15 protein-coding genes are annotated in these 18,420 nt (G+C 50.4%); 14 read left to right on the top strand and 1 reads right to left on the bottom strand.

Going from position 1 to position 18,420, the window contains the following annotated elements; translation table 11 throughout:
- Window positions 1-310 precede the first annotated feature (310 nt).
- The 4 genes from BN1044_RS19295 (at window position 311) to cra (ending at window position 5,864) form a co-directional block, all read left to right on the top strand.
- Window positions 311-2,113: an AMP-dependent synthetase/ligase gene (locus BN1044_RS19295; protein ID WP_072310042.1), complete on the top strand. Its 1,803-nt coding sequence runs from the start codon at window positions 311-313 to the stop codon at window positions 2,111-2,113.
- 348 nt (window positions 2,114-2,461) lie between these two features.
- The gene (gene ilvI / locus BN1044_RS19300) at window positions 2,462-4,180 is read left to right on the top strand and encodes an acetolactate synthase 3 large subunit (protein WP_072310043.1); all 1,719 of its coding nucleotides are present in this window, start codon (window positions 2,462-2,464) and stop codon (window positions 4,178-4,180) included.
- Window positions 4,181-4,182: 2 nt separating this feature from the next.
- Entirely contained in the window at window positions 4,183-4,674 is a 492-nt protein-coding gene (gene ilvN, locus BN1044_RS19305; RefSeq protein ID WP_168780284.1) for an acetolactate synthase small subunit, read from the top strand.
- Window positions 4,675-4,859: 185 nt separating this feature from the next.
- Window positions 4,860-5,864, top strand: coding sequence for a catabolite repressor/activator (cra, locus tag BN1044_RS19310; RefSeq protein ID WP_025800372.1), 1,005 nt, complete (start codon window positions 4,860-4,862; stop codon window positions 5,862-5,864).
- A 69-nt stretch (window positions 5,865-5,933) separates the two neighbouring features.
- Here cra and BN1044_RS19315 read toward each other — a convergent pair whose 3' ends face one another.
- Complete coding sequence (locus BN1044_RS19315; RefSeq protein WP_072310045.1) at window positions 5,934-6,401, bottom strand: L-alanine exporter AlaE; 468 nt, start codon at window positions 6,399-6,401, stop codon at window positions 5,934-5,936.
- Window positions 6,402-7,280: 879 nt separating this feature from the next.
- Here BN1044_RS19315 and mraZ point away from each other — a divergent pair.
- The 10 genes from mraZ (at window position 7,281) to murG (ending at window position 18,373) form a co-directional block, all read left to right on the top strand.
- On the top strand, window positions 7,281-7,739 hold the full coding sequence (gene mraZ / locus BN1044_RS19320; protein ID WP_004094563.1) for a division/cell wall cluster transcriptional repressor MraZ: 459 nt from the start codon (window positions 7,281-7,283) through the stop codon (window positions 7,737-7,739).
- Between the two features lie 2 nt (window positions 7,740-7,741).
- Complete coding sequence (rsmH, locus tag BN1044_RS19325; RefSeq protein ID WP_072310046.1) at window positions 7,742-8,686, top strand: 16S rRNA (cytosine(1402)-N(4))-methyltransferase RsmH; 945 nt, start codon at window positions 7,742-7,744, stop codon at window positions 8,684-8,686.
- Entirely contained in the window at window positions 8,683-9,003 is a 321-nt protein-coding gene (gene ftsL, locus BN1044_RS19330) for a cell division protein FtsL (RefSeq protein ID WP_072310047.1), read from the top strand. Before rsmH ends, ftsL begins: the two co-directional genes overlap by 4 nt.
- A gap of 51 nt (window positions 9,004-9,054) precedes the next feature.
- Complete coding sequence (locus BN1044_RS19335) at window positions 9,055-10,818, top strand: peptidoglycan glycosyltransferase FtsI (protein WP_072310048.1); 1,764 nt, start codon at window positions 9,055-9,057, stop codon at window positions 10,816-10,818.
- The gene (murE, locus tag BN1044_RS19340; protein ID WP_072310049.1) at window positions 10,805-12,292 is read left to right on the top strand and encodes a UDP-N-acetylmuramoyl-L-alanyl-D-glutamate--2,6-diaminopimelate ligase; all 1,488 of its coding nucleotides are present in this window, start codon (window positions 10,805-10,807) and stop codon (window positions 12,290-12,292) included. Before BN1044_RS19335 ends, murE begins: the two co-directional genes overlap by 14 nt.
- Window positions 12,289-13,665 (top strand): UDP-N-acetylmuramoyl-tripeptide--D-alanyl-D-alanine ligase, encoded by a 1,377-nt coding sequence (gene murF, locus BN1044_RS19345; protein WP_072310050.1) that lies wholly within the window; start codon window positions 12,289-12,291, stop codon window positions 13,663-13,665. The genes murE and murF overlap by 4 nt, the downstream gene beginning before the upstream one ends.
- The gene (gene mraY / locus BN1044_RS19350; RefSeq protein WP_004094552.1) at window positions 13,659-14,741 is read left to right on the top strand and encodes a phospho-N-acetylmuramoyl-pentapeptide-transferase; all 1,083 of its coding nucleotides are present in this window, start codon (window positions 13,659-13,661) and stop codon (window positions 14,739-14,741) included. Before murF ends, mraY begins: the two co-directional genes overlap by 7 nt.
- Window position 14,742: 1 nt before the next feature.
- A complete protein-coding gene (murD, locus tag BN1044_RS19355) occupies window positions 14,743-16,059 on the top strand; it encodes a UDP-N-acetylmuramoyl-L-alanine--D-glutamate ligase (protein WP_072310051.1) in 1,317 nt (438 codons plus the stop codon).
- 83 nt (window positions 16,060-16,142) lie between these two features.
- Window positions 16,143-17,297, top strand: coding sequence for a cell division protein FtsW (ftsW, locus tag BN1044_RS19360; RefSeq protein ID WP_230676541.1), 1,155 nt, complete (start codon window positions 16,143-16,145; stop codon window positions 17,295-17,297).
- A complete protein-coding gene (gene murG, locus BN1044_RS19365; RefSeq protein WP_072310052.1) occupies window positions 17,294-18,373 on the top strand; it encodes an undecaprenyldiphospho-muramoylpentapeptide beta-N-acetylglucosaminyltransferase in 1,080 nt (359 codons plus the stop codon). Before ftsW ends, murG begins: the two co-directional genes overlap by 4 nt.
- Window positions 18,374-18,420 lie beyond the last annotated feature (47 nt).

The following is an 18,420-nucleotide window of genomic DNA, read 5'->3' on the forward strand; positions in this document are numbered from 1 at the left end:
TATCTGGGGTTTGTCGCGCTGGTAGTGGTTTATAGATGCTAATAGCGGTTTTATTAGTTTTTTATATTATTTTGAATTCTTTTCATTCGTGGCGAACGGACCCAGTATTTACATTATTCTCTGCCATAGCTTGATGGATAATTATTCAAGAAACCCGTCTTTACTCACATTTTGATGTTCAATAATCGTTGACCCTTCGGCTAGAACAGGTAGACTTCGGCGAAAAGAGCGCACAGCTGTAAGCTGAATAAGATTTTTCACTCATATCTTACTGCGACATCCATTCCGATAAATTCAATGAACTTCTTCTATGATCAATGAGTTAAATAAATATCATTTAGTTGAACGAATTCAGCAGCAGATCAAAACCATACCGCAGCGTGTTGCGTTACGTGAGTGGTCTGCTCAAGGCGAAACTTCATTTACTTGGCAACAGGTAGGGCGTCGGGTTGAGAAACTCGCGCTGGCACTGTGCGCTTTAGGCGTTGATGTGCAGGATCGCGTGGCTATTTTTGCTCACAATTCAGTTTCTTGGACCTTGGTTGATCTGGCTATTTTGCATCTGCGAGCAATAACCGTTCCGGTGTACTCCACAAACACCGCGGGACAGACCGCCTTTGTGCTTAATGATGCTGACGTGCGCATCCTGTTTGTTGATGGCCAATCTCAATATAATGCGGCGCTGGCTCTGCGTGGTGTTTGTCCGCAGTTAGAACGCATTATTGTTATGTCGGACAGCATTGACATGCAGGGCTGTGAAATCGCCTGCACACTTGAAGATTTCGCTGCTAGCGCACAAGAATCTTATTTGCCTCAGTTGGCTGAACGTATTGCACAAGCTGATATGAGCGATCTGTTCACGCTTATCTATACCTCAGGCACGACGGGCGAGCCAAAAGGCGTGATGCTTAATTACACCAATATGGGCGCGCAGCTTCGCTTGCATGATGAGCGTTTAACCGTAACGGCCGATGATGTTTCTCTGTGCTTCCTGCCGCTTTCTCACGTATTTGAACGTGCATGGAGTTTCTATGTCATGCACTCTGGGGCGCAGAATGTGTACCTTGGCGATACCAATCAGGTTCGAGAGGCGATGCAATCGGTGAAGCCTACCGTTATGTGTGCAGTTCCGCGTTTTTACGAGAAAATTTTTAGCGCTATTCATGAAAAAGTGGCTCAGGCGAAGTGGCATAAGCGTGCCATGTTCAAGTGGGCTATTTGGGTGGGGGAAAAATGTTTCCTGACCGAGCGTACTGGGAACAAACCAAGCCCTGCGCTGATCGCGATGCATAAGTTAGCCGACAAGCTAGTTCTCAGCAAACTACGTGGAATTTTAGGTGGGCGAGTGCGTTTTCTGCCAGCCGCAGGTGCAAAGCTGGATGATAATGTCATCCTGTTTTTCCAAGCGCTGGGTGCCAACATTAAATACGGTTATGGCATGACAGAAACCTGTGCCACGGTATCTTGCTGGGAAGAGAACGATTTCCGCTTTGGTTCTATTGGTAAACCATTGCCTGACGTTGAAGTCCGTATCGGTCATGAAAATGAAATTCAGGTACGTGGCCCTATCGTCATGTGTGGTTATTTTAACAAGCCGTTGGAAACCGCCGCGACCTTTACTGAAGATGGCTGGTTAAAAACCGGTGACGCAGGGGCATTAGATGAGAACGGTAATTTGTTTATTACCGAGCGCTTGAAAGATTTGATGAAGACCTCTAACGGTAAATACATTGCGCCACAGATGGTTGAAGGCACCTTAGCGCAGGATCGTTTTATCGAGCAGGTTGCGGTTATCGCCGACGCGCGTAAATTTGTGTCTGCGCTGATCGTTCCGTGTTTTGAATCTTTGGAAGAGTACGCTAAGTCGATCAACCTGAAATATCACGATCGCTTAGATCTGCTGCGTCATAGTCATATCGTTGAGATGTTTGAGTTACGCCTGCGTGAAATGCAGAAAGGCTTAGCCAAATTTGAGCAGGTTAAACGCTTTACACTGCTGCCAGAGGCTTTCTCCATGGAACAAGGCGAGCTGACACCAACGCTTAAACTGCGTCGCAAGATTATTAACTCGCGTTACCAGATGGAAATCGAATCCATGTATTTGGAACGATAGTTGTAAACTGATCGTTGTAAACTGATTTTGCTCACCGGCCAGTATTTTTACTGGCCGTTTTGTTTTCTCAAACGGTCCTAACGTATTTTGGCGTGAGAGAATGATTTAGTTCTGTAATTTGGCTGAGCGCAGCGATAAGCGCGGAGCTAATTCCATAACTCTCAGCGTTTTATCCCTAAAAAATGGCTGAATACAGCAAGGTTGTCACTTCCTCTCTTTTCCCCACAGGTTTGTCGTTTGCGCACTTGTTATTCCCACGTTAAGGTAATGAATCAAACACAACACACAAAAAAACAGGGATCCACCCTGAATATGATACCTACGCAAAGTCAGCCTGGAGGCAAACCCATGGAGATGTTGTCAGGAGCCGAGATGGTCGTTCGATCGCTAATCGATCAGGGCGTAAAGCATGTATTCGGTTATCCGGGCGGGGCCGTTCTTGATATTTATGACGCCCTGCACACGGTTGGAGGAATTGAACACGTCCTCGTGCGCCACGAACAGGGCGCAGTGCACATGGCCGACGGATTTGCGCGTGCGACCGGAGAAGTGGGCGTGGTGTTGGTGACTTCAGGTCCTGGGGCAACAAATGCTATCACCGGTATTGCGACCGCTTATATGGACTCGGTTCCGATGGTCGTTATTTCCGGACAAGTCGCCACGTCTCTGATTGGTAATGATGCCTTTCAGGAGTGTGACATGGTCGGGATTTCACGCCCGGTGGTGAAGCACAGTTTTTTAGTGAAGCATACTGAAGATATTCCAACCATTATCAAAAAAGCTTTCTATTTGGCCTCGACAGGGCGTCCGGGGCCGGTCGTGGTTGATTTGCCCAAAGACATCATGAATCCGGCGATCAAACTGCCGTATTCGTATCCTGAAAATGTCAAAATGCGCTCGTACAGCCCGACGTTGCAAGGGCATCGTGGCCAGATTAAGCGCGCGCTACAAACGTTGCTGGCGGCGAAACAGCCGATTATTTATGCCGGTGGCGGCGTGATTAGCTCAGGCTGTCATGAGGAACTGCGCCAGTTAGCCGAACGCTTGAATATTCCAGTGACAACTTCACTGATGGGCTTAGGTGGGTTCCCTGCATCTCATGCTCAAAGCCTCGGCATGCTGGGTATGCATGGCACTTACGAAGCTAATATGGCGATGCACAACGCTGACGTTATTTTTGCCGTCGGTGTGCGTTTCGACGATCGTACCACTAACAATCTGGCAAAATACTGTCCTAATGCGACAGTGCTACATATCGATATCGATCCTACCTCGATCTCCAAAACCGTTGATGCTGATATTCCGATTGTGGGTGATGCCAAAGAGGCGTTGGCGACTTTCTTGGAGCAGCTAGGGCAGAAAGAAGCCAAGCAAGATTTCGATGGCCTGCGTGATTGGTGGCAAAACATTGCTCAATGGCGTGCCCGTAAATGCCTGAGCTATGACACGACCAGCGGCCGCATTAAACCGCAGCAGGTTATTGAAACTCTCCACCGATTAACCAAAGGTGAAGCTTACGTTGCTTCGGACGTGGGTCAGCACCAGATGTTTGCCGCCTTGTACTACGGTTTTGATAAACCGCGCCGCTGGGTGAATTCGGGAGGCCTAGGCACCATGGGCTTTGGCCTACCGGCTGCGCTGGGGATCAAATTAGCCTTGCCGGAAGAAACTGTAATTTGTGTCACCGGCGACGGCAGTATCCAGATGAACATCCAAGAGCTGTCAACGGCGCTGCAATATGATTTGCCAGTTGTGGTGGTGAATCTTAACAACCGCTTCCTTGGCATGGTTAAGCAGTGGCAAGACATGATTTATGCCGGGCGTCATTCACAGTCTTACATGGAATCATTACCGGATTTTGTGAAGCTGGCTGAGGCTTACGGGCACGTTGGGATCGCTATCCGCACGCCTGATGAACTGGAAAGCAAGCTGGAGCAGGCGCTGGCGGTGAAGAATCGTTTAGTGTTTGTCGACGTGACCATTGATGAAACTGAGCACGTTTATCCAATGCAAATTCGCGGTGGATCAATGGACGAAATGTGGTTAAGCAAAACGGAGAGGACTTAATAATGCGCCGGATTTTATCTGTATTACTGGAAAACGAATCAGGCGCACTGTCCCGCGTGGTCGGCCTGTTCTCTCAGCGTGGCTATAACATTGAAAGTTTGACCGTAGCCCCTACGGACGATCCCACGCTTTCGCGTATGACGATCCAAACCGTCGGCGATGCGAAAGTGCTTGAGCAAATTGAAAAACAGCTCCACAAACTGGTCGATGTGCTGCGCGTGAGTGAGTTGGTGCAGGGTTCGCACGTTGAGCGTGAAATCATGTTAGTGAAGCTACAGGCAACGGGCTACGGACGTGAAGAAGTGAAGCGTAGCACCGATATTTTCCGCGGACAGATTGTGGATGTCACTGCGGCGCTTTACACAGTTCAGCTAGCTGGCACCAGCGATAAGCTCGATGCCTTCCTAAGTGCCGTGCGAGAGGTTGCTGAAATTGTTGAAGTCGCTCGTTCAGGCGTGGTTGGGGTATCTCGTGGTGACAAAATAATGCGTTAACACAGGTCAATTTTCTGCGTAATAGTGCTATTTAGGGGCTCAGCTTTGTGCTGGGCCTCTTACTTTTTCTTATTTGCTGATGCCATTCAGCAAAAGCGGTTGCTCCTTTCTTCTTTATGCGGTTAGATCATTTGTATCGATGGCCATTCGGTCTTCTTAATTAATTTGATGCGTAAGGGGATAACGTGAAGTTGGATGAAATCGCGCGTCTTGCTGGAGTTTCGCGGACGACGGCCAGTTATGTCATTAACGGTAAGGCCAAACAGTACCGTGTGAGTGATAAAACGGTTGAAAAAGTGATGGCTGTGGTACGTGAGCATAACTATCATCCAAACGCCGTGGCTGCAGGTTTACGTGCTGGCCGCACCCGTTCTATTGGGCTGGTCATTCCTGATTTGGAAAATACCAGCTACACCCGCATTGCAAACTATTTGGAGCGTCAGGCACGTCAAAGAGGCTATCAGCTGTTGATCGCCTGCTCAGAAGATCAGCCAGACAATGAAATGCGTTGTATCGAGCACCTCTTACAGCGTCAGGTTGATGCCATTATTGTTTCAACCGCGCTGCCGCCGGAACACCCGTTCTATCAGCGCTGGGTCAACGATCCTTTGCCGATCATTGCGCTGGATCGCGCGTTAGATCCTGAAAACTTTATTAGCGTTGTGGGAGCCGATCGTGAGGATTCTGAGATGTTGGCGGAAGAATTACGCAAATTCCCAGCTAAATCGGTTCTGTATCTCGGGGCTTTGCCTGAGCTGTCGGTGAGCTTTTTACGCGAGCAGGGATTTCGAGACGCATGGCGTGACGATCCGCGTGAAGTGCAATATCTTTACACCAATAGCTACGAACGTGATGCTGCAGGCGTGGCGTTCTCTAATTGGCTGAAAGATAATGAAATGCCACAGGCTTTGTTCACTACGTCATTCCCGCTTCTGCAGGGGGTTCTGGATGTCACGTTGAAGCATCATGGTCATTTGCCAACCGACCTTGCGATCGCCACCTTTGGTGACAATGAACTACTGGATTTCCTCGATTGCCCCGTTTTGTCGGTGGGACAGCGCCATCGTGATATCGCCGAGCGCGTACTGGAATTAGTGTTAGCGAGTTTGGATGAACCGAAGAAGCCGAAAGCGGGTTTAAGCCGAATGCGCCGTGTACTGCTCAAACGTGGCCGTCTTAACCGAATGTAACGCCGAAAGAATTAAGTAAAAAATAAAACGATGAAGTGAGAATGCGCCGGTGCTAAACCGGCGCTTTTTTTATGCCTGTACTTTATTGACTCGCACTTTATTGTTATGGACAGACACTTTAAACAGCCTGCGGCAATAATCTAAAAAATAGCCGTAGGCGACACCCATTGCCATAGATACCACGGCGTTGCTGGTGACCGCCGCGATAATTTGCGCGCCGTCGGCACCCACAGACCACAAAATAATGGCATATACCGGCGACTGAAAAGAGACATAGGCAACTAGGTCAGCCACGATTTTTGCAGCTCCTGTTGGGCTATAACGCTGTGACTGACGAATAAACCAATCACGATATATTCCATAGGGCCAGGCAATAAGAATATTGACCGGAATGGAAAGTAGGCGAGATGACAGTGATTGGCTAAAGCTCATTCCTGATAGAAAAACTTCAATCACCATACCGACGATGAAGGAATAAACCACCAGTGCAAAAATATCGGCGGCGGCGCTGCGAGCACGAGAATCGGATGAAAACATAACGGCTAACTCCATATTGAAACTAGTCATTAACGCTGGGTTTATGCGATCATAATGGTTATATGAGCTACTTATTTTTATACAAGTAGCATACATGTTTGATCTGTGTTTTTTAACTAGTGAAAAATTTTTATTTAAAGATGGATTTGCTACAAAAGGCTGCGCAAATGGCAAGGGTAGGCAAAACGCATGATTTCTCACCATGGCGTTAATTTTTATGTTTTTATTCAATTTGTTGGGTGAAAATCGTACAGTACAAGAAATCGGGTCATTTATGCTGTTCTAATAATGGTCTGAATAAAATAAAAATGAATATTTGAGAACTATCTGAGGTAGAAAAAATTGTGCGAGGGAATTACTCAATTACTTTTGAAAAAAGGTAGTTAGATAATTAATCCTCAAACCGATTATTATCTCGGGATAAAGTGAGATAAAATAGTTGTCAGAAAAATTATGTTGAATAGTAATTAAGTTATTTTATTGATTTTTAAAGGTTTTTTTAATTTCCAGACTACGATTAGCTTGCGGCAAATTAGCTTTCTATTTACTACTGTAAAGCGTATGTAAATTATACAAGACATGTTCAAAATGAGAGCTATATTGCAAAGTCTGGTTAAATTTTAATTTTTGGTAAAAGTTTTGTGTTTCTCGTTAGTAACACTCCCTTCCAAGAATTTCCCTTAATTTATCATGATGTTAATTTTATTATTTCTCTTTCAGAGTTTTCGTAGTGATTGGTTTTAATTTCACTTCAGGCAAAAATAATCCCAAACCGCATCCGCTCTGGCTTGACAAGGTTTTCCTACCCTCCGTAAACTTCCTTATGTGGGAATTTGTGGTGTAAAGTGGTGAGATGGGGCAACGAGGGGTAATTTGGGTATGTTTCGTGGCGCAACAACCATCAACCTTGACGGTAAAGGACGCTTAGCGGTTCCAATGCGCTATCGCGAATTACTGCTTGAGGAATCGCAAGGTCAAATGGTTTGCACCATCGATCTCCACCAGCCATGCCTGTTGCTTTATACCCTTCCGCAGTGGGAAGTGATTGAACAAAAACTATCGCGTCTTTCGAGTATGAATCCTGTCGAGCGTCGCATTCAGCGTCTGCTGCTAGGTCATGCCAGCGAATGCCAGATGGATAGCGCCGGTCGATTGTTGATTGCAAGTACGTTGCGTCAGCATGCTGGGCTTACAAAACAAGTGATGCTAGTTGGGCAGTTCAATAAGTTTGAACTGTGGGATGAAGAAAACTGGTATCAACAGGTCAAGGAAGATATTGACGCACAACAGACCGCAACGGAGCCTTTATCCGAGCGGCTACAGGATTTGTCGTTATAGTCATGTCAGAAGAAAATTACCAACACAAGACCGTGTTGCTGGATGAGGCTGTTAATGGCCTCAATCTGCGCAGTAACGGCATTTACATTGATGGCACTTTTGGTCGCGGTGGTCATTCACGTCTTATTTTGTCCCAGCTTGGGCCAGAAGGACGCTTAGTGGCTATCGATCGTGACCCGCAGGCTATTGCCGCCGCAGCAGAAATCACCGATCCACGTTTCTCTATCGTTCATGGCCCGTTTTCCGATATGGCGAACTATGTACGTGAACTCGGCCTAGAAGGCCAAATCAATGGCGTTCTTCTCGATTTGGGCGTTTCCTCTCCACAGCTCGATGACGCCGAACGCGGCTTCTCTTTCATGCGAGATGGACCATTGGACATGCGTATGGACCCAACGCGTGGTTTGTCCGCGGCTGAATGGCTGATGAAAGCAGAAGAAGAGGATATTGCTTGGGTGCTGAAGACGTTTGGCGAAGAGCGTTTTGCCAAGCGTATTGCGCGCGCCATCGTGGAGCGTAATCGCCTAGAGCCAATGACCCGCACACATGAGCTGGCAACGCTGATTGCAAACGCTAGCCCATTCCGTGAAAAACACAAGCATCCGGCAACGCGCAGCTTCCAAGCGATTCGTATTTATATCAACAGCGAACTGGAGGAGATCGAACGTGCACTGAACGGCGCGCTGGAGATTCTGGCCCCAGAAGGTCGCCTGTCGATTATCAGTTTCCACTCGCTGGAAGACCGTATTGTAAAACAGTTTATTCGTCACCATAGCCGTGGACCACAGGTCCCTGCGGGTATTCCTTTGACAGAGGCGCAGCTGCGCAGTCAGGGCGGACGTAAGCTGAAGGCATTGGGCAAAATGAAACCGAGCGGTGAGGAAGTTAACGTTAACCCACGTGCTCGTAGCTCGGTGCTGCGCTTTGCCGAAAGGACGACAGAATGATTGGCAATGAGCGCCATACGCTAGTTGCCGTTATCGGCGGAGATATTCTCCGCCACGGTAAACTGCCTCTGATCCTATTTATCGGTGTTTTGGTATCTGCAGTGTTTGTGGTGACGACCACGCACAAAACGCGCTTGCTGACCGCACAGCGTGAGCAACTGGTGCTTGAACGCGATGCTCTGGATATTGAGTGGCGCAACCTGATCTTGGAAGAGAATGCGTTGGGCGATCACAGCCGTGTCGAGCGTATCGCCACAGAGAAGTTGCAGATGCAGCACGTAGATCCATCTCAAGAAAACATCGTTGTTAAGCAATGAGTTAACAGTGTTTTCAACAAACCACCTTCGACGTAGGTAAATGTGTAATCAATGAAAGCAGTGCGACCCGGAAAGTTAAAGCGTCAGGAAGATCAGGCCAGCTTTGTCAGCTGGCGTTTTGCGTTGCTCTGTGGGTGCATATTTATTGCCTTGATGGGTTTGTTAGGCCGCGTGGCCTATTTACAGGTGATTAATCCCGACCGCTTAGTGCGTGAAGGCGATGCGCGTTCTTTGCGTACACAGCCTATTCTGACTTCGCGTGGGATGATTAGCGATCGTGCTGGCCGACCGTTGGCCGTGAGCGTGCCCGTTAATGCGATTTGGGCCGACCCGAAAGAAGTGAACGAACGCGGTGGTATAACGCTGGATTCACGTTGGAAGGCGCTGGCCGATGCGTTAGAAATGCCGCTGGATAAAATGGCTGCGCGTATCAATGCCAACCCTAAAGGGCGATTTGTCTACCTAGCTCGTCAGGTGAATCCGGCGATGGCTGATTACATCCATAAGCTGAAGCTGCCGGGTATTTTCCTCAAGCAAGAATCCCGCCGTTATTATCCTGCAGGGCAAGTAACCGCTCACATCATCGGTGTTACTAACATTGATGGTCAGGGAATCGAAGGCGTTGAAAAAAGCTTTGACCGCTGGCTAACCGGTCAGCCGGGTGAACGTACCGTCCGTAAAGACCGTTTCGGCCGCGTGATTGAAGATATTTCCTCGGTGGATAGCCAAGCCGCACATAACTTGGCGCTTAGTATCGATGAACGTCTACAGGCGCTGGTTTATCGTGAGCTGAATAACGCGGTGGCGTTTAACAAAGCAGAATCCGGTACTGCTGTGCTGGTTGACGTAAATACCGGTGAAGTGCTGGCGATGGCCAATAGCCCTTCGTATAACCCAAATAACTTAACCAATACGCCAAAAGAAACCATGCGTAACCGCGCGATCACCGACATCTTTGAACCGGGTTCCACGGTGAAGCCGATGGTGGTAATGACCGCGTTACAGCACAACGTGGTGAAAGAGAATAGCGTACTGAATACGCTCCCTTATTTTGTTAACGGGCATCAGATTAAAGACGTTGCCCGTTACTCAGAACTCTCCATTACGGGGATTCTACAGAAGTCGAGTAACGTCGGTGTATCAAAGCTGGCGTTAGCGATGCCGTCCTCTGCGCTGGTAGAAACTTACTCGCACTTTGGATTGGGTAAGGCGACCAATTTGGGGCTGGTCGGAGAAAGCAGTGGCATGTACCCAAAAAAACAACGGTGGTCTGACATAGAGAGGGCCACCTTTTCTTTCGGATATGGGCTAATGGTAACGCCGTTACAGCTAGCGCGTGTCTATGCAACGATTGGCAGCCTCGGGATTTATCGCCCGCTGTCGATTACCAAAGTCGATCCACCGGTTCCGGGCGAACGCGTATTCCCTGAGCCCATCGTTCGTACGGTTGTGCACATGATGGAAAGCGTTGCACTGCCGGGTGGTGGGGGAACTAAAGCAGCAATTAAAGGCTATCGCATCGCGATTAAAACAGGGACCGCGAAAAAAGTCGGTCCAGATGGCCGCTATGTAGACAAATACATTGCTTATACCGCTGGCGTTGCGCCAGCAAGTAATCCTCGATTTGCTCTGGTTGTGGTGATTAACGATCCGCAGGCAGGGAAGTATTACGGTGGTGCGGTATCCGCTCCGATCTTTGGCGCTATCATGGGCGGCGTTCTGCGCACCATGAACGTTGAGCCGGATGCGTTGCCCACGGGTGATAAAAACGAACTAGTGAACAATAAAAAAGAGGGTTCAGGTGGCAGATCGTAATTTGCGCGCGCTTTTGGCTCCTTGGGTAGCAGATGCTCCGGAGCGCGTTTTGCGAGAGATGACATTAGACAGCCGCGTTGCGGCTGCGGGTGATCTGTTTGTGGCGATCGTTGGCCATGCGGCAGATGGTCGCCATTATATTCCGCAAGCGATAGCGCAAGGCGTTGCTGCAGTCATCGCTGAGGCAGATGGGGAAGCAGAAGATGGCACTGTTCGTGAGAGCCACGGCGTTCCCGTTATCTACCTGAGTCAGTTAAACCAGCGCTTATCTGCGCTGGCAGGACGCTTTTACCATCAGCCGGGTGCTGATTTGCGCTTAATCGGCGTAACAGGAACCAACGGCAAAACGACCATTACCCAATTGTTGGCACAGTGGGGCCAGCTGTTAGGCGAAACCAGTGCGGTAATGGGGACGGTGGGCAATGGACTGCTGGGGCAGGTTCATCCAAGTGAAAACACAACCGGCTCTGCGGTTGATGTGCAACATTTGCTGCGCAGTTTGGTCTCTCAAGGCGCCACGCTGGCGGCGATGGAAGTTTCTTCCCATGGTTTGGTGCAAGACCGCGTTGCCGCTCTGCCGTTTGCTGCATCGGTATTCACCAATCTGAGCCGTGATCATCTGGATTACCATGGTGACATGGCGCATTACGAACAAGCCAAGTGGCTGCTGTTCTCCACCCACCATAGCGGTGAAAAAGTTATCAACGCTGACGATGAAGTCGGTCAGCGCTGGTTGGCTAAGTCTCCTGATGCCGTTGCCGTAACCATGGAACTGCGTTTGCCAGAAAATTGGTCTGGGCGCTGGGTTTCAGCGACCGACGTTGATTACCACGACGGCGGCGCAAGCATCAGCTTTGACTCATCGTGGGGTAAAGGCTTGCTGGAAAGCCGCTTGATGGGCGCATTTAACGTCAGCAATTTGCTGGTCGCTGCCGCTACCATGTTGGCTCTTGGTTATCCTTTGGATGCTTTGTGTAAAAGCTCCGCTCAATTGCAGCCTGTGTGTGGCCGTATGGAAGTGTTCACTGCTCCCGGCAAGCCAACCGTCGTTGTCGACTATGCGCATACGCCAGATGCATTAGAGAAGGCGCTTGAAGCGGCGCGTTTGCATTGCAAAGGCCAGCTGTGGTGCGTGTTTGGCTGCGGTGGCGATCGCGATAAAGGTAAGCGCCCACTTATGGGAGCGATTGCTGAGCAATATGCCGACCGAGTCGTTGTTACTGACGATAACCCGCGTAGTGAAGAGCCTCGTGCCATCATGACTGATATTCTGAACGGTATGCTTGATGCAGGCCGCGCACAGGCCGTTTCTGGCCGTGCTGAAGCCGTCACCGGTGCCATCATGCAGGCGAAGGCCGATGATGTGATTCTCGTGGCAGGCAAAGGCCATGAAGATTATCAACTGGTTGGTAATCGCCGTTTAGATTATTCAGATCGCGTGACCGTAGCACGCCTGCTGGGGGTGATAGCATGATCCCTGTATCTTTGCAGGCTATCGCCGAGGCGGTTAACGGCCAGTTGATTGGCACAGACACGCAAATTAGTGATGTTGTGACCGATACGCGCAAGCTGACCGATGGCTGCTTGTTTATCGCGCTGAAAGGCGAAAAGTTTGATGCCCATGATTTTGCGGCCGATGCCGTGAATCAGGGCGCTGGCGCTTTGCTAGTAAGTAAACACTTACCTATTGATGCTCCGCAAATTGTGGTTGCTGATACGCGCATTGCGCTGGGGTTGCTGGGCGCATGGGTTCGTCAGCAAATGCCAGCTCGCGTTATCGCGCTTACCGGCTCATCAGGCAAAACGTCGGTGAAAGAGATGAGCGCGGAAATTCTGCGTCAGTGCGGCAACGTGCTGTATACCTCCGGTAATTTTAATAATGACATTGGCGTACCGCTGACGTTATTACGCCTTGAGCCACAGCATGAATATGCGGTGATTGAGCTCGGCGCCAACCACGTGGGCGAAATTGCCTATACGGTAGATTTAGTTAAGCCAGAAAGTGCCTTAGTCAATAATCTGGCTGCGGCGCATTTGGAAGGTTTCGGTTCCTTAGCCGGCGTTGCCAAAGCCAAAGGTGAGATTTTTGATGGTTTAGCCGCACACGGTACAGCCATCATCAATGCTGATAATAACGACTGGCCGCATTGGCAAGAAAAGATTGCTAACCAGCGCGTCTGGCGTTTCTCTCCGCAGGCCGCTGAGTCCGTCGATTTCTTTGCCAGCGATGTACGAGTGACACATCAAGGCACCGAGTTTGATCTGCACACGCCGTTTGGTACTGCGTCGGTGGTTCTACCGTTGCCGGGCCGCCATAATATTGCGAATGCGCTCGCGGCGGCTGCGCTGACGATGTCGGTGGGCGCAACGCTTGAGAATGTGCGCAACGGATTACGCGAACTCAAAGCGGTTCCCGGACGCTTATTCCCGATCCGTTTGAACGCAGAACAGTTGATTCTTGATGATACCTATAACGCCAACGTGGGCTCAATGACCGCGGCAGCGCAGGTGTTGGGCTCAATGCCTGGCTATCGCGTCATGGTGGTGGGTGATATGGGCGAGTTGGGCATTGAAGAAGAAGATTGTCATCGTCAGGTGGGCATTGCGGCTCGCGAGGCGGGAGTTGATAAAGTGCTGAGCGTTGGCCGTTTAAGCCATCTCATCAGCGAGACCAGTGGTTGTGGTGAACATTTCACGGACAAAACGGCTCTGATTGAGCGCCTAAAAAACCTGTTATGCGAACATGCGGCGATCACCATTTTAGTTAAAGGTTCACGTAGTGCCGCTATGGAGCAGGTAGTACGAGGCTTATCTGTGCAGGAATTGCAGGAGAATCAATCATGTTAGTCTGGCTGGCCGAACACTTGGTCAAATATTATTCCGGCTTCAACGTCTTTTCCTACCTGACGTTTCGCGCCATTGTCAGCTTGTTGACGGCGCTGTTCCTGTCATTGTGGATTGGGCCACGAATGATTGCTCGTCTGCAAAAAATGTCTTTTGGTCAGGTTGTTCGTAACGACGGCCCTGAGTCGCATTTCAGCAAGCGTGGTACGCCAACGATGGGCGGTCTGATGATCCTGACCTCCATCACCATCTCGGTGTTGATGTGGGCATATCCCTCTAACCCTTACGTCTGGTGTGTATTGTTTGTATTGCTTGGCTATGGCGTTGTCGGTTTTGTTGATGACTATCGCAAAGTGGTACGTAAAAACACCAAAGGTCTGATTGCGCGCTGGAAGTACTTCTGGCAGTCGGTGATTGCGCTGGTGGTTTCCTTTGCCATGTACTCAATCGGTAAAGGGACTCCGGCAACCGAGCTGGTGGTTCCGTTCTTCAAGGATGTCATGCCGCAGCTGGGTCTGCTGTATATCCTGCTGAGCTACTTTGTGATCGTGGGTACCAGTAACGCCGTTAACCTCACCGATGGTTTAGACGGATTGGCTATTATGCCTACCGTTTTCGTTGCGGCGGGGATGGGGCTAGTCGCTTGGGCGACCGGTAACATGAACTTTGCTGCTTACTTGCACATTCCGTATCTGCGCCACGCCGGTGAACTGGTGATTGTCTGCACGGCAATTGTCGGTGCAGGGCTTGGATTCTTATGGTTTAACACCTATCCGGCTCAGGTCTTTATGGGTGATGTCGGTTCGCTCGCTCTGGGTGGTGCGCTGGGTACGATAGCGGTGCTGCTGCGTCAGGAATTCCTGCTGGTGATTATGGGCGGCGTGTTTGTGATGGAAACCCTCTCGGTTATTTTGCAGGTGGGCAGCTTCAAACTGCGCGGCCAGCGAATTTTCCGCATGGCGCCAATCCATCATCACTATGAACTGAAAGGCTGGCCAGAACCTCGCGTTATCGTGCGCTTCTGGATTATCTCTCTGATGCTGGTGCTGATTGGCCTAGCAACCTTGAAGGTGCGTTAATATGGTGGACTATCAGGGTAAGAAAGTCGTCATCATTGGCCTCGGGCTTACGGGCCTGTCATGCGTTGATTTCTTCTTGGCTCGTGGCGTAACGCCGCGTGTTATCGATACCCGTATTTCTCCACCGGGGCTGGATAAGCTGCCGGAAAACGTCGAGCGTCACTTGGGAGATATGAACCAAGAGTGGCTGCTGGATGCCGACCTCATCGTTGCAAGTCCCGGAATTGCACTTGCTTCCCCTGCGCTCAGCGTGGCGGCAGAAGCAGGTGTTGAGATTGTGGGTGATATCGAGCTGTTTTGCCGCGAAGCGCAGGCCCCAATTGTGGCTATTACGGGGTCTAACGGTAAAAGCACCGTGACAACCTTAGTGGGCGAAATGGCTAAATCAGCAGGCTGGAACGTTGGCGTGGGGGGCAATATCGGTTTGCCTGCGCTGATGCTGCTTAAGCAAGAGTGCGATCTTTACGTGCTTGAACTCTCTAGCTTCCAGTTAGAAACCACCAATAGCCTGCGAGCGGCTGCGGCCACGATCCTGAATGTCACCGAAGATCACATGGATCGCTACCCGCTCGGATTGCAGCAATATCGTGCTGCCAAGCTGCGTGTGTATGAAAATGCCAAAGTTTGCGTGGTTAACTCCGACGACGCACTCACGATGCCGATTCGCGGTGCGGATTCGCGCTGCGTGAGTTTTGGTGCCGACGTGGGTGATTATCATCTGAATCGCCAGCAGGGTGAGATTTGGCTGCGCGTGCGCGGTGAAAAAGTGCTCAATACACGTGAAATGAAAGTCACCGGCAAACATAACTTCACCAACGCATTGGCTGCGTTGGCGCTGGCCGATGCCGTTGGTATTCCACGTGCTTCAAGCTTAAAAGCACTAACGACGTTTACCGGTTTGGCACATCGCTTCCAGCTGTCATTGGAGCATAACGGCGTGCGTTGGATTAATGATTCCAAAGCCACCAACGTTGGCAGCACTGAAGCGGCGCTCAATGGCCTGCACGTTGACGGCACTTTGCATCTGTTGCTCGGCGGCGATGGTAAATCAGCAGACTTCAGCGCATTGGCGCAATACCTGCAAGGCGATAACGTGCGTTTGTACTGTTTTGGCCGAGATGGCGCGCAGCTCGCTGCTTTGCATCCTGAAATTGCCGAGCAGACAGAGACCATGGAACAAGCCATGCGGATAATCGCTGCCAAGGTGAAAACCGGCGATATGGTTCTGTTGTCTCCGGCCTGCGCTAGCCTTGACCAGTTTAAAAACTTTGAACAACGCGGCGACGAATTCAGCCGTTTAGCCAAGGAGCTTGGCTGATGCGTCTGCGACTCCCGCGGTTACCGCGCCCTAAATTCTCGTTGCCGCATTTTGGCTTAATCACGCGTTTGCGTGAGTGGGTGATGGGGGCGGGCGAGAGCGATGCGGCGATGGTGGTGCTGTACGATCGTACCTTGCTCTGGTTGACCTTTGGTTTAGCGGCGATTGGCTTTGTGATGGTGACATCAGCATCCATGCCAATTGGCCAGCGTTTAGCAGACGATCCTTTCCTGTTTGCAAAACGTGATGCCTTGTATCTGGCATTGGCGTTTGGATTGGCCATGGTGACGCTGCGCGTGCCGATGGAAATCTGGCAGCGCTATAGCAACGCGTTATTACTGATGGCCGTTGCGATGCTGCTGATTGTTCTCGTGGTCGGGAGCTCGGTGAACGGTGCTTCGCGTTGGATTGCGTTTGGTCCACTGCGTATTCAGCCCGCAGAGATCTCTAAGCTAGCGCTGTTTTGCTATCTCTCCAGCTATCTGGTGCGCAAAGTTGAAGAGGTTCGTTCGAACTTCTGGGGCTTCTGTAAACCGATGGGTGTGATGGTGGTATTAGCGGTGCTGCTGCTGGCTCAGCCTGACTTGGGCACGGTGGTGGTGCTATTCGTTACCACGTTAGGTTTGCTGTTCTTGGCGGGTGCCAAGATGTGGCAATTCTTAGCCATTATCGGCTCCGGTATTTTTGCCGTTGTGCTACTGATTATTGCCGAACCGTATCGTATGCGCCGCGTGACGTCGTTCTGGAATCCATGGGCCGATCCTTTCGGCAGCGGTTACCAGCTAACGCAATCGCTGATGGCTTTTGGCCGCGGTGAATTCTGGGGACAGGGCTTGGGTAACTCGGTGCAAAAACTGGAGTATTTACCTGAGGCGCACACCGACTTTATTTTCTCAATTTTAGGCGAGGAACTTGGGTATTTCGGTGTGGTTCTTGCTTTGTTAATGGTATTCTTCGTCGCTTTTCGTGCTATGTCCATCGGACGTCGTGCGTTAGAGGCAGATCAGCGTTTTTCCGGTTTTTTAGCCTGCGCCATCGGTATTTGGTTTAGTTTTCAGGCACTGGTTAACGTTGGGGCTGCCGCAGGGATGTTGCCGACGAAAGGTCTGACGCTGCCGCTAATTAGTTACGGTGGTTCCAGCTTGCTGATTATGTCGACCGCATTGGTATTACTGTTACGCATTGATTATGAAACTCGTCTGGAAAAAGCACAGGCGGTAGTAAGGGGTTCCCGATGAGTAGCAACGCTGATCATCAACAGAATAAACGCCTGATGGTAATGGCGGGTGGCACCGGGGGTCATGTGTTCCCTGGTTTAGCTGTCGCCCATTATTTGCAGGCCCAAGGATGGCAGGTGCGTTGGTTAGGCACCGCCGATCGAATGGAAGCCCAGTTGGTCCCACAGCACGGTATCGAAATCGATTTTATTCAGATTTCTGGCCTGCGTGGTAAAGGATTGAAGGCCCAGCTAGGCGCGCCAATCCGCATTTTTCGCGCGGTCTGCCAAGCTAAAGCCATTATGAAGGCCTACAAGCCAGACGCTGTTTTAGGCATGGGTGGATATGTTTCAGGCCCAGGCGGTTTGGCTGCGTGGCTGTGCGGTGTTCCTATTGTGCTGCATGAACAAAATGGGATTGCGGGTTTAACCAACCGCTGGCTGTCTAAAATCGCTAAGCGTGTATTGCAGGCTTTTCCGGGCGCGTTTCCGAATGCGCCAGTGGTGGGTAATCCAGTGCGTGAAGACGTTCTGGCGTTGCCGACTCCACAGCAGCGTTTAGCTGGCCGTATGGGGCCGATTCGAGTGCTGGTGGTTGGTGGCAGCCAAGGGGCTCGCATCCTGAACCAAACCATGCCGAAAGTTGCTGAACAACTGGGAAACAGAATTACGCTGTGGCATCAAGTAGGGAAGGGCGCTTTGCCAACGGTATTAGCCGACTATGAAAAAGTCGGTCAGACGCAGCACAAAGTGACTGAGTTTATTGATGACATGGCGGCGGCCTATGACTGGGCAGACGTCGTAGTATGCCGCTCAGGCGCTCTGACGGTTAGCGAAATCGCGGCCGCTGGGCTGCCAGCATTGTTCGTACCGTTCATGCATAAAGATCGCCAACAGTATTGGAATGCGTTGCCGCTAGAAAAAGCAGGTGCTGCAAAAATCATTGAACAACCACAGTTGACCGTGGAGTCAGTGACGGCGACGTTGGCAGGATGGGATCGTCAAACCCTGTTAGAAATGGCAGAGAAAGCTCGCGCTGCCGCAATTCCCGATGCGACTGAACGTGTCGCCGCCGTGATTTGTGAAGTTGCGAAATAATTTACCGCTGAGCGGGTTGCTAGTTGTTAGCACCGGCCAAAATGACA

Source organism: Hafnia alvei (assembly GCF_900095695.1).
GTDB lineage: Bacteria > Pseudomonadota > Gammaproteobacteria > Enterobacterales > Enterobacteriaceae > Hafnia > Hafnia alvei_B.

Bases quoted from the DNA above. Each gene is read 5' to 3' on its own strand.
- BN1044_RS19335 (WP_072310048.1), top strand. From the start codon at position 9,055: ATGAAAGCAGTGCGACCCGGAAAGTTAAAGCGTCAGGAAGATCAGGCC.
- mraY (WP_004094552.1), top strand. From the start codon at position 13,659: ATGTTAGTCTGGCTGGCCGAACACTTGGTCAAATATTATTCCGGCTTC.
- murF (WP_072310050.1), top strand. From the start codon at position 12,289: ATGATCCCTGTATCTTTGCAGGCTATCGCCGAGGCGGTTAACGGCCAG.
- mraZ (WP_004094563.1), top strand. From the start codon at position 7,281: ATGTTTCGTGGCGCAACAACCATCAACCTTGACGGTAAAGGACGCTTA.
- ftsL (WP_072310047.1), top strand. From the start codon at position 8,683: ATGATTGGCAATGAGCGCCATACGCTAGTTGCCGTTATCGGCGGAGAT.
- murD (WP_072310051.1), top strand. From the start codon at position 14,743: ATGGTGGACTATCAGGGTAAGAAAGTCGTCATCATTGGCCTCGGGCTT.
- ftsW (WP_230676541.1), top strand. From the start codon at position 16,143: ATGGGGGCGGGCGAGAGCGATGCGGCGATGGTGGTGCTGTACGATCGT.
- BN1044_RS19295 (WP_072310042.1), top strand. From the start codon at position 311: ATGATCAATGAGTTAAATAAATATCATTTAGTTGAACGAATTCAGCAG.
- rsmH (WP_072310046.1), top strand. From the start codon at position 7,742: ATGTCAGAAGAAAATTACCAACACAAGACCGTGTTGCTGGATGAGGCT.
- BN1044_RS19315 (WP_072310045.1), bottom strand. From the start codon at position 6,401: ATGTTTTCATCCGATTCTCGTGCTCGCAGCGCCGCCGCCGATATTTTT.
- ilvN (WP_168780284.1), top strand. From the start codon at position 4,183: ATGCGCCGGATTTTATCTGTATTACTGGAAAACGAATCAGGCGCACTG.
- ilvI (WP_072310043.1), top strand. From the start codon at position 2,462: ATGGAGATGTTGTCAGGAGCCGAGATGGTCGTTCGATCGCTAATCGAT.
- murG (WP_072310052.1), top strand. From the start codon at position 17,294: ATGAGTAGCAACGCTGATCATCAACAGAATAAACGCCTGATGGTAATG.